Raw genomic sequence first — 13,819 nt, 5'->3', positions numbered from 1 at the left:
CGCTTGCCCCCTTGCTCGCGTTGCGCGTACGCGTGTCCGCCCTCTGTGCACGCGTGTCCGCGTCGTGCGGCGCGAACACCTGATCGCGGCGCGCGGACACGACGCCCGCCCACGGTCAGGGGGCGCCGGGTTCCGTGCTGGTGGCGCAGGGCAGCCGCTCGCCCCACCAGCGGGTGAGCCCGGTCAGCCCAGCAGGCGGCGCACCACGCCGTCGGCGAGCAGCCGGCCGCGGTCGGTGAGCACGGCCCGGGCCTCGGCGTCCATCGTGGACCCCTCGAGCAGGCCCTCGGTCGCGGCCGCGCGGGCGGCGCGCCGGCCGGCGACGTCCAGCGCGTCCAGCGGCAGGCCCTCGGCCAGTCGCAGCTCCAACATCACCCGCTCGGTGTGCCGCTCGTCGGTGGTGAGCTCCTCCCGCCCGCCGACCGGGGACTCGCCGGCGGCGAGCAGGCCGGCGTAGCGGGCCGGGTGCTTGACGTTCCACCAGCGCACCCCGCCGACGTGACTGTGCGCGCCGGGCCCGGCGCCCCACCAGTTGCCACCGCGCCAGTAGCCGAGGTTGTGCCGGCAGCGGGCGGCGTCGGTGGCCGCCCAGTTCGACACCTCGTACCACCGCAGGCCGGCGTCCCGCAGGGTGCGGTCGATCAGCTCGTAGTCGGCGGCCAGCACGTCCTCGTCGGGCGCCGGCAGCTCACCGCGGCGCACCCGGCGAGCCAACGCGGTACCGTCCTCCACGATCAGCGAGTACGCCGACACGTGGTCGACGCCCGCCTCGACCACCGCGGCCAGCGACGCCGCCAGGTCCTCGGTGCGCTCACCCGGCGTGCCGTAGATCAGGTCCAGGTTGACGTGCGCGAACCCCGCGGCCCTCGCCTCCGTGGCGGCCGCCCCCGGCCGGCCGGGGGTGTGCGTGCGATCCAGCACGCGCAGCACGTGCGGGGCGGCCGACTGCATGCCCAGCGAGACGCGCGTGTAGCCGGCGGCGCGGATGCCAGCGAAGAACTCGGGGGAGGTGGACTCGGGGTTGGCCTCGGTGGTCACCTCGGCACCGGGGGCCAGCCCGAAGGCGGCGCGGACCGCGGCCAGCACCTCGGCCAGGCCGTCCGCGCCGAGCAGCGACGGCGTGCCGCCCCCGACGAACACGGTGTCCGCCGGCGGTGCCGAGCCCAGCACGAGGGCGGCGAGGTCGAGCTCGCGGCGCAGCGCCTCCAGCCAAGACCGCGGCGACGCGGCCGAGCCCAGCTCACCGGCGGTGTAGGTGTTGAAGTCGCAGTACCCGCAGCGGGTGGCGCAGAACGGGACGTGCACGTACACGCCGAACGGCCGCCCGGCGAGCCCGGCCAGCGCGGGCGCGGGCAGCGCCGACGCCTCGGGGAGGACGGGAACAGCCACCCGACCAGTATGACCGGGTGGACCGGCGCCGCCTCACCGGCGGTCGTGGTGCTCCAGCCAGCCGGTCTGCATGCGACGCCGACTGGATCGAGCAGCCAACTCGACAGCAGGGCTAGCCAGGCGGGGGCGGTTCTCCACGGAACGCGATGTCGCCGAAGCTGGTCGACGAGGGTGTGCTGGCCGAGTGACCGGCAGGCGTGTTCCTCCCGGCGGAGAACCGTGGTCGCCCCGATGACCAGCACACGGAGACTCGAGGTTGCCGCTCATCCGGCTCGTCGCGCGGCTACAGGTCGCTCACCAGGTCCGCGACCTCGGTCAGCTCGGCGGTCGAGGTCAGCGCCCCGGGCAGCAGCGGCACCCGTGCCACGCCCTCCCGGCCGAAGCGCTCCGCCACGCGCGCGAGCACCTCCTCCTGCTGCTCCCGCCGCCGCGCCAGCAGGCCGGTCTCCCCCGCCGGCACCACCCGGTTCACCACCACGGTTCCCAGCCGCAGCCCGCCGCCGGTCAGCTGCTCCGCCGCGCGCACCGTCTCCGCCAGCGGCAGCCGCTCGGGCACCAGCACCAGGTGTACCTCCGCGTCGGCCCGCAGCCGCTCGACCAACCCGGCCATCCGCTCCCGTCGCGCCCGCAACCGCTCCAGCAGCGGGTCCGGTTCCTCGTCGGCCCGCCCCACCAACCCGGCCGCGAGCCGGTCCACCCCGCGCACGCTCTCCCGCTGCCGCGCCAGCCCCTCGATCCACGGCGTCAGCAACGCCGGCAGGCTCAGCAACCGCAGCATGTGCCCCGTCGGCGCGCTGTCCACCACCAGCCGATCCCAGTCCCGACCCACCTGCTCCACGAGATCGGTCACCGCGTCCAGCAGCGCCGACTCGACGGTCCCCGGGCTCTCCACCGCCCTGGCCAGGTGCCGACGCACCGCCGGCAGCACCTCCCGCGGCAACGTCCGCTCCGCGTCCGCCACGATCTCCGCCACCCGCCGCGCCGCCTGCGCCTCCCCGCTGACCTCCGCCGCCCACAACCCGGGCACCACCGCCAGCGGCCGCTCCCCCAACGGCACGCCGAACACGTCACCGAGGGAGTGCGCCGGGTCGGTCGACACCACGAGGGTCCGCTCCCCGCGCCGCGCCCGGTGCAGCGCGTAGCCGGCGGCCAACGTCGTCTTGCCGACCCCGCCCTTGCCGCCGAAGAACCGGATCGGCCTCAACAGCACACCCCGGGATCGCCGAAGCTCTCCCGCCCCATCCGCCGGTGCCACGCGTGCAGGTCGGCCACCAGGTACGGCACGAGGTCCAGCGTCTCGTAGGCCACCGGGTTGTCCACGCCCAACGACTCCAGCAGCACCAGCGCCCGCAGCGTGTCCTCGCGCCGGCGCGCCTCCCGGCGCAACCCCTGCCGCCAGCGCGCCACGAACAGCGCGTCGTGCCCGCGCTCCAGCCGCCGCCACGCCGACCGCAGCCGGCCCCACCCGCTCACGACTCCGGTTCCGGCTCCCGCTCCGGCGACCGCGCCGACAGCCAGGCCCGGCGCAGCGCGATCGCGCTCTCCACGATCAGCCAGAGCGCCAACACGAAGATGATCGTGTCCAGCGGCGCGAGCACCCACTGGCCCTGGTCGACGAACTTGCCGAGGTTGATGATCAGCGCCCAGCTGGTCATCGCGAGCAGGAACACCAGCGGAACGAGGATGGCCACCGGGCTGCGCCGGTGACGGGTGACCCACACGGCGATCACCGCCAGCGCCAGCCCCGCGGTGAGCTGGTTGGTGGTGCCGAACAGCTGCCACAGCACACCGAAGGTGTACCCGGCGTCCCCTCCGCCCGGCAGCAACGCCATCACCAGCGGGATGAGCACCGCGATCGCGGTGGCCAGCGTGACGTTGCGGGCCACCCCCCGCGCGCCGGCGATCTCGGCGATCTCCTGCACGATGTAGCGCTGCAGCCGCACCCCGGTGTCCATCGTGGTGGCCGCGAAGCTGATCACCACGATCGCCGCGAAGATCACCGCCACCGAGGTGGGCACGCCGAGGTTGCCGGCGAAGGACGCGACACCGTTGACGAAGTTGCCGGTCGCCCCGCCCGACGCCGTGGAGAAGTTGGTGTACAACGCGTTCCAGTCCACCTGGGTGGCCGCCACCCCGGCGGTGCAGGCCAGGATCGAACCGACCGCCAGCGAACCCTCGCCCACGGCACCCATGTAACCGACGTATCGGGCGTCGGTCTCCTTGTCCAGCTGTTTCGACGTGGTTCCCGACGCGACCAGGCTGTGGAAGCCGGAGATCGCGCCGCAGGCGATGGTGATGAACAGGAACGGGAACCAGCTCGGTGAGCCGGCCGGGGTGTCGTTGACGATCGGCGCCACGATGCGGTCCATGCCGACCAGCAGCCCGAGCCCGATCACGCCGAGCGCGATGAACAGCTGGTGCGAGTTGATGTAGTCGCGGGGCTGCAGCAGCACCCACACCGGGATCCGGGACGCCACGAACGTGTAGGCGAACAGCAGGATCACCCAGAGGTTGCGCTCGGTGAGCAGCCCGTCCTCGGCGGCGATGCCGGCCAGCGAGATCGGCCAGAGCTGCCCCAGCAGGATCGTCGCGTACAGCAGGACGACCCCGACGATCGACGGCACCAGCGCCGCGCTGCGGGTGCGGTAGATGTACTGGCCGATGGCGATGGCCAGCGGGATCTCCAGCAGGATCGGCAGCACGGCCGAGGGGTTGGCGACGAACAGGTTCGCGATGACCACCGCGAACACCGCGTTGACCAGGGTCAACAGGAAGAAGATGATCAGCAGGAACAGCGTCCGGGCCCGCTTGTTGATCACTTCCTTGGCCAGGGTGCCGATGCTCTTGGCGCGGTGCCGCACCGACACGACCAGCGCGCCGAAGTCGTGCACGCCCGCGGCGAAGATCGTGCCGAGCACCACCCACGCCAGCGCCGGCCCCCAGCCCCAGAAGACCGCGATCGCCGGGCCGACGATCGGCGCGGCGCCGGCCACCGAGGTGAAGTGGTGGCCGAAGAGCACGTGCTTGTTCGTCGGCACGAAGTCGACGCCGTCCCGCATGCTGTGCGCGGGGGTGACGAACGCCGGGTCCAGGGCGTACACCTTGCGGGCGAGATACGCCGAGTAGTAGCGGTACCCGAGGTAGAACAGGACGGCCACCACCAGGGCAACCACGATCGCGGGCATGTCGGATCCTCCACGGACGCCACTGGCCGGAGGCTTGTGACCAGCCGATACTGCGCGGCACGGTAGCAGCAGCCCGATCTTCGAGAGAAGAGTTGAGACGTGAACGAGTTGGTTCGGTTATGGCGACGCGCGGTCACCGCGGAGCTGTGCTGGCTACGACCGTCGGGTGAACCCGCGGCGGTGGCGGTGACACCGCTGACGCTGGACGGAGCACCGTGCGTGGCGCTGCCCTACGCCCGCGCCGCCGAGATCGCCGACCTGGGCGCGGCCGGGGAGGCGGTGTTCGCCGTGACCGACTCCCGCTCCCTGCCGCCCCGCCGCGCCGGCGCGGCGGCGGCCGGCCGGATCGACGTGACCGACGACACCACGGGCGAGGTGTTCGCCGGTGAGCTGCTCGACCAGGAACTAAGGAAGTACCCGCCGTCGCGGGTGCTCGCCGACAGCCCGCTGCTGCGCCGGGAGAACTGGTGGTGGCTGCCCCGGATCGTCGTCCGGCTGGCGCACGCGCACACCGTCACCGACTTGCCCGCGCGCACCAACCCGCGCACCCAGGCACTCGTGGTGCACGGGCACGGCGGGGCCCCCGCGGTGCGCACCGCCTCGGTACGGGACGGAGGCCAGCGCGTCGGCCTGCGCCCGCTCGCCGCGGGTGACCTGCCGGCCGGCGGGCCCGCGCTGGTGTTCGGGTACGACTACTCGATGCCCGATCTCGAACGGTGGGAGTGCTGGTCGCGGTACGGCACCCTGGACGGCGCCGAGCTGACGGTGACCCGCCGGCACGGCGACCCGGACGCCGAGTTGGGCCCGCTCCCGCTGCTGCGGAGGATCCAGCGGCGCCGTGACCTGGGCCGGGGCTGCCGCCGGGGCATCGCCGCCGCCGAGCGGGCCGCGACTCCCTGACGCCGGGGTGGCCGCCGTCGCGCTGCGTCCTCGGTACCGCACCGCCCACCGTGACACTTCTCCCAGCATGTGGATGCGGCTCGACCACATTCTGGGCGCGTGGCACCCTGGACGGGTGACTTCTGCCGGTGTGCGACTCGTGTCCCGACGACACGTGGATCAGGGCCGTATGGCCAGCGCACTGTGCCAGGCGACGAGCTGACCTCCCGCCGCCCGTTTCCGTAACCACCAGGCGCCGGGCCCGCCGCGAAGCGCTCCCACCACGGTCGACCCCGGGCGCTCGCCGGCGCGCGCGGCACCTTACCGCCAGTCCCCGGAGGACGACCAGATGGCCTCGCCGACGCGCGAAACCCCGAACACCGGCCGCGCCGCGCGCCCCAAGCAACGCCGAGGCGAAGGGCAGTGGGCGCTGGGCTACCGCGAGCCGCTCAACCCGAACGAGCGGTCCAAGAAGGACAACCATCCGCTCAACGTGCGGGCGCGGATCGAGAACATCTACGCCCGCGCCGGCTTCGACGCGATCGACCCCGGTGACCTACGGGGCCGGTTCCGCTGGTACGGGCTGTACACGCAGCGCAAGCCCGGGATCGACGGCGGCCGCACCGCGACGCTGGAGCCGGAGGAGCTCGACGACTCCTACTTCATGCTGCGGGTGCGCCTCGACGGCGGCGCGCTGACCACCGAGCAGCTCGCCCTGCTCGGCGAGATCTCCCAGACCTACGCCAGGGACACCGCCGACATCACCGACCGGCAGAACATCCAGTACCACTGGATCCGCATCGAGGACGTGCCGACGATCTGGCAGAAGCTCGAGGCGGCCGGGATGACCACGATGGAGGCGTGCGGGGACAGCCCCCGGGTGATCCTCGGCTCCCCGGTGGCGGGCATCGCCGCCGACGAGATCATCGACGGTACGCCGGCGATCGAGGAGATCCGCCGCCGCTACGTCGGTGACCCCGCGTTCGCCAACCTGCCGCGCAAGTTCAAGACCGCGATCTCCGGCCTGCCGGACGTGGCGCACGAGATCCACGACGTGGCGTTCGTCGGGGTCGAACACCCCGAGCACGGCCCCGGCTTCGACGTCTGGGTCGGCGGTGGGCTGTCCACCAACCCGATGCTCGGCCAGCGACTGGGTGCCTGGGTGCCGCTGGCCGAGGTGCCGGACGTGTGGGCCGGCGTGGTCGGCGTGTTCCGCGACTACGGCTACCGCCGGCTGCGCCACCGGGCGCGGATCAAGTTCCTGGTCAAGGACTGGGGCGCGGCGAGGTTCCGCGAGGTGCTGGAGACCGAGTACCTGAAGCGGCCGCTGCTCGACGGTCCCGCGCCCGAGGTGCCGGCCGTGCCCATCGACCACGTCGGGGTGCACCGCCAGCACGACGGCCGGTACTACGTCGGCGCGGCGCCGGTCGCCGGCCGGGTGTCCGGCTCGTCGCTGCTCGCCGTGGCGAAGGCCGCCGAGCGGGCCGGGTCGGCCAGGGTACGGCTGACCCCACAGCAGAAGCTCGTGGTGCTCGACGTGCCCGAGTCCGAGGTGTCCGGGCTGCGGGCGGAGCTGGCCGAGCTGGGGCTGCGGGCAGACCCCTCGCCGTGGCGGCGCGGCGTGATGGCGTGCACCGGAATCGAGTTCTGCAAGCTGGCGATCGTCGAGACCAAGGCGCGGGCCCAGCGGCTGGTCGCCGACCTGGAGCGACGGCTCGCCGATATCCAGTCCGATATAGACACACCGGTGAGCGTGCACCTCAACGGTTGCCCGAACTCGTGCGCGCGGATCCAGACGGCCGACATCGGGCTCAAGGGGCAGATCGTCACCGACGACGACGGCACCCAGGTCGAGGGCTTCCAGGTGCACCTGGGCGGCGGGCTCGGCCTGGACGCCGGGTTCGGCCGCAAGCTGCGCGGGCACAAGGTCACCGCCGCGGAGCTGACCGGCTACGTCGAGCGGGTGGTGCGCCGCTTCGTCGCCCAGCGCGAGCAGGGTGAGCGCTTCGCGCAGTGGGTGGCCCGCGCGGCGGAGGAGGACCTGCGGTGAGTGAGCGCGCGGCGCCCTTCTACTGCCCGTACTGCGGTGACGAGGATCTCAGGCCGGAAGAAGAGCGGCAGGGTGCGTGGTTGTGCACGGCATGCCGCCGTGTCTTCGCGGTGACACTGGTGGGACTGCGGCTTCCAGGAGGCGTGCGATGACAACGGCAACCCGGACCGAGGAGCTGAAGGCGCTGGCGGAGCGGGCTTCCGCCGAGCTCGCCGACGCGACGGCGGAGGAGGCGATCCGCTGGGCGGTGGAGCGGTTCGGCGACGACCTCATCGTCGCGTCGAACATGCAGGACGCCGTGCTGATCGACCTGGTCACGAAAATCAAGTCCGATGTGGACGTCCTGTTCCTGGAGACCGGCTACCACTTCGCCGAGACGATCGGCACCAGGGACGCGGTGACCACCGTCTACCCGGACGTGCGGATCGTCAACGCCTACCCGGAGCAGAGCGTCGCCGAGCAGGACGCCGAGTACGGCCCGCGGTTGCACGAGCGGGACCCGAACCAGTGTTGCTTCCTGCGCAAGGTGGTGCCGCTGCGGCGCACCCTGGCCGGCTACTCGTGCTGGATCACCGGCGTGCGCCGGGTGGACGCGCCGACCAGGGCGAACACGCCGATCGTCACGTGGGACGAGCGCAACGGCCTGGTGAAGGTGAACCCGATCGCGGCGTGGACCGACGAGGAGTTCGACGGCTACCTGCACGAGCACGGGATCCTGCAGAACCCGCTGGTCGCCGAGGGGTACCCGTCAATCGGCTGCGCGCCGTGCACGGCGAAGGTCGCGCCGGGGGCCGACCCGCGCAGCGGCCGGTGGGCGGGCAAGGCGAAGACCGAGTGTGGCCTGCACGCGTGAGAGAGGGAGCCATGACGACGCTCGAGCCCGCGACGGACGCGGCCCGCGACAACCTGACCGCGCTGGAGTCGGAGGCCATCCACATCATCCGGGAGGTGGCCGGTGAGTTCGATCGCCCGGTGATCCTGTTCTCCGGCGGCAAGGACTCGACCCTGCTGCTGCACCTGGCGATCAAGGCGTTCTGGCCGGCGCCGGTGCCGTTCCCGCTGCTGCACGTCGACACCGGGCACAACTTCCCCGAGGTCATCGCGTTCCGGGACGAGGTGGTGGCCCGGCACGGGCTGCGGCTGGTCGTGGCGAAGGTCCAGGACTGGATCGACGACGGCCGGCTGGCCGAGCGGCCGGACGGCACCCGCAACCCGCTGCAGACCGTGCCGCTGCTGGACACGATCACCGAGCACAGGTTCGACGCGGTGTTCGGCGGCGGCCGGCGGGACGAGGAGCGGGCGCGCGCCAAGGAGCGGATCTTCAGCCTGCGCAACGCGTTCGGGCAGTGGGAGCCGCGCCGGCAGCGGCCCGAGTTGTGGAACCTCTACAACGGCCGGCACCGCCCCGGCGAGCACGTTCGGGTGTTCCCGCTGTCGAACTGGACCGAGGCCGATGTGTGGCACTACATCGCCAAGGAGCGGATCGAGCTGCCGTCGATCTACTACGCACACCGGCGCGAGGTCTTCCGCAGGGACGGGATGTGGCTGACCGATGGTCCGTGGGGCGGGCCGCGCGAGGGCGAGGAGGTGCGCGAGCTGACCGTGCGCTACCGCACCGTCGGCGACGGCTCGTGCACCGGCGCCGTGGAGTCGACGGCCGCCACGGTGGAGGACGTCATCGCCGAGGTGCTGGCGAGCCGCCTCACCGAGCGGGGCGCCACCCGGGCCGACGACCGGCTGTCCGAGGCCGCGATGGAGGACCGCAAGCGAGAGGGGTACTTCTGACCATGAGCTCTTTGCTGCGCCTGGCCACGGCCGGCAGCGTGGACGACGGAAAGTCCACCCTCGTCGGGCGGCTCCTCTACGACACGAAGTCGGTGCTGGCCGACCAGCTCGACGCGGTGCGCCGCGCCAGCGTCGACCGTGGACTGTCCACACCGGATCTCTCCCTGCTGGTCGACGGGCTGCGCTCGGAGCGGGAGCAGGGCATCACCATCGACGTCGCCTACCGGTACTTCGCCACGCCGCGGCGCAGCTTCGTGCTGGCCGACACGCCGGGCCACGTGCAGTACACGCGGAACACCGTCACCGGGTCGTCGACGGCACAGCTGGCCGTGTTGCTGGTGGACGCGCGCAAGGGTGTCGTGGAGCAGACCCGCCGGCACGCCGCCGTGCTCGCCCTGCTCGGCGTGCCGCGCCTGGTGCTCGCGGTGAACAAGATCGACCTGATCGGCTACGACGAGGCCGCGTTCGCGGTGATCGCCAAGGAATTCAGTACCCACGCGGCGTCGTTGGGCTACGCCGAGGGCACCGTGCTGGCGATCCCGGTGTCGGCGCTGCACGGCGACAACGTGGCCGCCCGCTCGGAGCGCACGCCGTGGTACGCCGGGCCGACGCTACTGGAACACCTGGAGAACGTGCCGGTGGCGCCCGACCCGCACGACGCGCCGTTCCGGCTGCCGGTGCAGTACGTGATCCGGCCGCGTACCCCCGAGCATCCCGATTACCGCGGGTATGCCGGGCAGGTGGCCTCGGGCACCGTGCGGCCGGGCGACGAGGTGGTGGTGCTGCCGCAGGGGTTGCGCAGCAGGGTCGAGCGGGTGGACACCGCGGACGGTCCGCTGCCCGAGGCAGGGGCCGGGCGGTCGGTGACCGTGGTGCTGGCCGACGAGCTGGACGTCGCCCGGGGTGACCTGCTCGCCGCGGCGGACGCGCCGCCGACCGTGACCGACGAGCTGGCCGCGACGCTGTGCTGGCTGTCCGGGACCGCGCTGCGAGCCGGGGCGCGGGTGCTGGTGAAGCACGGCACCCGCACCGTTCCGGCGCTGGTGGAGGAGCTGGACCGCCGCTTCGACGAGCAGTCTTTGTCCACCGTGGACGGTCCCGATTCGCTGGAACTGAACGAGATCGGTGCGGTGCGGCTGCGGCTGGCCGAGCCGGTCCCGGTGGACGACTACGCCACCAGCCCGCGCACCGGCGCGTTCCTGGTGATCGACCCGAAGAACGGCGACACGCTGGCCGCCGGCATGGTCGGCGAGCGCTTCTCGGCCCTGCGCCCCCCGTCGGCCGCGGGATCGGCGTCACCGGCGTCCGCGCCCGGGTCGCCGTCACCCGAACCGTCCGCACCGAGTACGCAGACGTGAGCGCCGCGCACCTACCGAAGGGGCCCCTCCCCCACCCCCTCCCCGCCCTGGTTGGCGGTGTGCCCGATCGTGGTACCACGGCACGCGGCGGCACCCGGCCAGCCGACGGCACGAACCGGGGCGCCGTGGTTACCGGTGACGCCGGTGGTGCGCCGCCGCTGGTGGCGGTGGCGCACGGCAGTCGTGACCCACACTCGGCGGCGACCATTCGGGCACTGGTCGACGTCGTGCGGGCGCTCGCGCCGGGTCTCGAGGTGCGTCCGGCGTTCCTCGACCTGTCCGAGCCGAGCGTGCCGGACGTCCTCACCGCACTGCACGGCGACGGTCACCGGGAGGCGGTGGTGGTGCCGCTGCTGCTCGGCACCGCTTACCACGCCCGGGTCGACCTACCGGCGCTGGTCGACCAGGTCACCACCCGCTCACCCCGGCTACGAGTGTCGGTGACGGACGTGCTCGGTCACCCGCCGGCCCTGGCGGCGCTCGCCCTCGACCGGCTCGTCGCGGCCGGTGCCGACCTCACCGACCCCGAACTCGGCATCGTCCTGGCCGCGGTGGGCTCGTCGCACGCGGCCGCGAACGACGTGGTGCGCCGCCTGGCCCGGCACTGGGCTACCAGGAACCCGGTCGCCGGGGTGGTCGCGGCGTTCGCCAGCGCGGCCAAGCCGGACGTCCCGGCGGCGATCGCGAAGCTCCGCGCCATGGGCGCCCGCCGGTTCGCGGTGGCGTCCTGGTTCCTCGCGCCGGGCCTGCTGCCCGACCGGATCGCCACGCTCGCCCGGCACGCGGACCCGGCCATCCCCCTGGCCGCACCGCTCGGCGCGGACACCAAAGTCGCCCACCTGGTCCTCCAGCGATACGCCGAGGCGACGGCCACCGCTGCCACCCGCCCGGCCTGACCACCGATTCCAGCACGCTTCCGACCCCCTTCCAACGCGGCGTCAGATGGGCCGCGTGAGTCCACGATACGGCGACATTCGAACGGGCGTTCGACACAATCGGGTGGTGTTGGCGAACCACGAGGCGGTACGGCCACGCACGTGCACCCTGTGGTGGCGCGCCAGTTCGTCCAGTTCTCCGCCGCCACGGCCTGCCATTCCGCCCCGAACCCGGTCCGCACCACGACCACATTCGGTGACCGCACGCCGACGAGGATCACGTCGGAGCGGACCGGGTGCTGTGTCACAGTGTCCGCATGGCTGACGAACTGGTGCACTACTCGGTGGCGGGTGGCGTCGCGACGATCACGCTCGACTCGCCGCACAACCGCAACGCCCTGTCCGCCCAGCTCCGCCGCGAGCTCCGCGACGGGCTCACCACCGCGGTGGCCGACGAGGCCGTCCGGGTGATCGTGCTCGACCACACCGGCCCGGTGTTCTGCGCCGGCATGGACCTCAAGGAGGCCCGCGGCGCCGGCGCCGCCGACCAGGGTGTCAACGAGTTCCCGGAGATCCTCGAGCAGATCTGGACCAGTCCCACACCGGTGGTCGCCAAGCTCGCCGGGCCGGCCCGCGCGGGCGGTGTCGGCATCGTGGCGGCCGCGGACATCGCCGTCGCGGTGCGGGACGCCACCTTCGCGTTCACCGAGGTGCGGATCGGCGTCGTCCCCGCGGTCATCTCGGTGACCGTGCTCCCCCGGCTCACCCCGCGCGCCGCGCACGAGCTCTTCCTCACCGGCGACACGTTCGACGCCGAGCGGGCCGCCGAGATCGGCCTGATCAACGCGGCGGTGCCGGCCGAGCGGCTGGACGCCGAGGTCGCCCGCTACGTCCGGTCGCTGTCGCTCGGCGGCCCCAACGCGCTCGCCGCGACCAAGGAGCTGCTGCGCACCGAGCGACCTTCGACCCTGTCCGCGGCGTTCGCCGACATGCTCGAGCTCTCCGCCCGGTTCTTCGCCAGCGAGGAGGCCCAGGAGGGCATCACCGCCTTCGCCCAGAAGCGCCCCGCGGCATGGGTCCCCTCGGAGCCGGGCGCCGGCTAGCGTCATCGCTTGGGCCACTGCCAGGACGGCCGGTCGAGCCGACCCTGGCCCACGACCTGCGTGGCGCCGAGCTCCTTCACCAGCTCCACCGGGGTGGCGTCCTCCGCGACGGCGGTCACCGCGCGCACCAGGAGCTCGGAGTGGGAGACCACGACGAGCTGGGTCCGCTCCGCCGCCGTCGCGATCAGGGCGGCCAGCGCCGGCACCAGGTCGGGATGCAGGCTGGTCTCCGGTTCGTTGAGCACCAGCAGTTCCGGCGGCCGCGGGCTGAGCAGCGCGGCCACCCAGAGCAGGTAGCGCAGGGTGCCGTCGGACAGCTCGGCCGCGCCGAGCGGGCGGAGCAGCCCGTGCTGGTGGAACCGGAGGTCGAACCGGCCGTCGTCGGCAGCGAACACCTCCAGTCGGGAACCGGGGAAGGCGTTGTCGATCGCCGTGCCCAGCGCGGCACCGTCGCCGAACTCCTGGATGGTGCGCAGCGCCGGGGCGAGGTCGCCGCCGTCGTGGTCGAGCACCGGGGTGCGGGTGCCGATCCGGCTCTGCCGCGCGGGGGCGTCGGCGTCGGTGCGGAAGTGGTCGTAGAAGCGCCACGAGCGGAGTCGCTCCCGCACGATCAGCAGCTCGGGACAGGCCCGCGGGTCGGCGAACTGGCTGAGCATGCTGTCGGTCGGTCCGATGGGGTGCGCGTCCTGCGCCCAGCCGCCGGACTCGTCACGCCGGAGCATCCTGGGCCCCGCCCGGTCGGCGACCAGGGTGGCCGGGCGCAGCACCGGGCCGCGCCACACGCACTCCCGTTTCACCTCCGGATCCAGGTTGAACTCGCTCTCGTCCTCGGGAACCGGCAGGCCGAGGTCCAGCGCGTAGCCGAACTCGTCGCCGGCGAAGCCCAGCCGGAGACCGACCGGCTCGCTCCGCCGCACCGGTTGCACCGGTGCTCGCCCCTCGCGCACCGCCCGGCCGTGCACCTCGGGCCCGGCCCACAGGGTCGAGGGCAGCCCACCCTCCCTGGCGAGCGCGGCCACGGCGCCGTTGCGCGCGGCGTCGGCGAGCAGGCGCAGCGCGCGGTACAGGTTGGACTTGCCGCTGCCGTTGGCACCGGTCACCACGGTGAACCCGGACAGCGGCAGCACCAGGTCCCGCAGTGACCGGTAGTTCCGCACGGCCACGGTGGTCAGCATTCCCCGACACTAGCCGGGGC

General features: G+C 73.1%; 13 protein-coding genes. 8 read left to right on the top strand and 5 right to left on the bottom strand.

Features of this window, described 5'->3' with window-relative positions; all coding sequences use genetic code 11:
* Positions 1–183: 183 nt before the first annotated feature.
* The 4 genes from hemW to BM051_RS13805 form a co-directional block, all read right to left on the bottom strand.
* Positions 184–1,389 (bottom strand): radical SAM family heme chaperone HemW, encoded by a 1,206-nt coding sequence (hemW, locus tag BM051_RS13820; protein WP_092530538.1) that lies wholly within the window; start codon positions 1,387–1,389, stop codon positions 184–186.
* A 283-nt stretch (positions 1,390–1,672) separates the two neighbouring features.
* Positions 1,673–2,599, bottom strand: coding sequence for an ArsA family ATPase (locus BM051_RS13815; RefSeq protein WP_424923290.1), 927 nt, complete (start codon positions 2,597–2,599; stop codon positions 1,673–1,675).
* Positions 2,590–2,862 (bottom strand): cory-CC-star protein, encoded by a 273-nt coding sequence (locus BM051_RS13810; protein ID WP_092530537.1) that lies wholly within the window; start codon positions 2,860–2,862, stop codon positions 2,590–2,592. Before BM051_RS13810 ends, BM051_RS13815 begins: the two co-directional genes overlap by 10 nt.
* Entirely contained in the window at positions 2,859–4,574 is a 1,716-nt protein-coding gene (locus BM051_RS13805) for a carbon starvation CstA family protein (RefSeq protein ID WP_092530536.1), read from the bottom strand. The genes BM051_RS13810 and BM051_RS13805 overlap by 4 nt, the downstream gene beginning before the upstream one ends.
* Positions 4,575–4,673: 99 nt before the next feature.
* Here BM051_RS13805 and BM051_RS13800 point away from each other — a divergent pair, with 99 nt between their 5' ends.
* The 8 genes from BM051_RS13800 to BM051_RS13765 all read left to right on the top strand — a co-directional run bounded on the left by BM051_RS13800 (position 4,674) and on the right by BM051_RS13765 (position 12,624).
* Entirely contained in the window at positions 4,674–5,474 is an 801-nt protein-coding gene (locus BM051_RS13800; RefSeq protein ID WP_092530535.1) for a hypothetical protein, read from the top strand.
* A 328-nt stretch (positions 5,475–5,802) separates the two neighbouring features.
* On the top strand, positions 5,803–7,503 hold the full coding sequence (locus tag BM051_RS13795) for a nitrite/sulfite reductase (RefSeq protein ID WP_092530534.1): 1,701 nt from the start codon (positions 5,803–5,805) through the stop codon (positions 7,501–7,503).
* Entirely contained in the window at positions 7,500–7,655 is a 156-nt protein-coding gene (locus BM051_RS29895; RefSeq protein ID WP_092530533.1) for an Insertion element protein, read from the top strand. The genes BM051_RS13795 and BM051_RS29895 overlap by 4 nt, the downstream gene beginning before the upstream one ends.
* The gene (locus BM051_RS13785; protein WP_092530532.1) at positions 7,652–8,356 is read left to right on the top strand and encodes a phosphoadenylyl-sulfate reductase; all 705 of its coding nucleotides are present in this window, start codon (positions 7,652–7,654) and stop codon (positions 8,354–8,356) included. Before BM051_RS29895 ends, BM051_RS13785 begins: the two co-directional genes overlap by 4 nt.
* Positions 8,357–8,367: 11 nt before the next feature.
* Positions 8,368–9,288, top strand: a complete 921-nt coding sequence (cysD, locus tag BM051_RS13780; protein WP_092530531.1) for a sulfate adenylyltransferase subunit CysD — start codon at positions 8,368–8,370, stop codon at positions 9,286–9,288.
* A gap of 2 nt (positions 9,289–9,290) precedes the next feature.
* Positions 9,291–10,646, top strand: coding sequence for a sulfate adenylyltransferase subunit 1 (locus BM051_RS13775; protein ID WP_092530530.1), 1,356 nt, complete (start codon positions 9,291–9,293; stop codon positions 10,644–10,646).
* Between the two features lie 125 nt (positions 10,647–10,771).
* Positions 10,772–11,542, top strand: coding sequence for a sirohydrochlorin chelatase (locus BM051_RS13770; RefSeq protein WP_092530877.1), 771 nt, complete (start codon positions 10,772–10,774; stop codon positions 11,540–11,542).
* 296 nt (positions 11,543–11,838) lie between these two features.
* Complete coding sequence (locus BM051_RS13765; protein ID WP_092530529.1) at positions 11,839–12,624, top strand: enoyl-CoA hydratase family protein; 786 nt, start codon at positions 11,839–11,841, stop codon at positions 12,622–12,624.
* Positions 12,625–12,626: 2 nt separating this feature from the next.
* On the opposite strand, the gene BM051_RS13760 is transcribed toward BM051_RS13765, so the two are convergent.
* Positions 12,627–13,799: an AAA family ATPase gene (locus BM051_RS13760; protein ID WP_092530528.1), complete on the bottom strand. Its 1,173-nt coding sequence runs from the start codon at positions 13,797–13,799 to the stop codon at positions 12,627–12,629.
* Between the last annotated feature and the right edge of the window lie 20 nt (positions 13,800–13,819).

The organism is Amycolatopsis arida (genome assembly GCF_900115565.1).
Lineage (GTDB): Bacteria > Actinomycetota > Actinomycetes > Mycobacteriales > Pseudonocardiaceae > Yuhushiella > Yuhushiella arida.
The sequence above is the reverse complement of the archived record's forward strand: the minus strand, read 5'-3'. Positions and strand labels throughout refer to the sequence as shown.

Excerpts from the sequence above, each read along its gene's own strand:
- cysD (WP_092530531.1), top strand. The coding sequence starts at position 8,368 with ATGACGACGCTCGAGCCCGCGACGGACGCGGCCCGCGACAACCTGACC.
- BM051_RS13785 (WP_092530532.1), top strand. The coding sequence starts at position 7,652 with ATGACAACGGCAACCCGGACCGAGGAGCTGAAGGCGCTGGCGGAGCGG.
- BM051_RS13775 (WP_092530530.1), top strand. The coding sequence starts at position 9,291 with ATGAGCTCTTTGCTGCGCCTGGCCACGGCCGGCAGCGTGGACGACGGA.
- BM051_RS13760 (WP_092530528.1), bottom strand. The coding sequence starts at position 13,799 with ATGCTGACCACCGTGGCCGTGCGGAACTACCGGTCACTGCGGGACCTG.
- BM051_RS13765 (WP_092530529.1), top strand. The coding sequence starts at position 11,839 with ATGGCTGACGAACTGGTGCACTACTCGGTGGCGGGTGGCGTCGCGACG.
- BM051_RS13795 (WP_092530534.1), top strand. The coding sequence starts at position 5,803 with ATGGCCTCGCCGACGCGCGAAACCCCGAACACCGGCCGCGCCGCGCGC.
- BM051_RS13805 (WP_092530536.1), bottom strand. The coding sequence starts at position 4,574 with ATGCCCGCGATCGTGGTTGCCCTGGTGGTGGCCGTCCTGTTCTACCTC.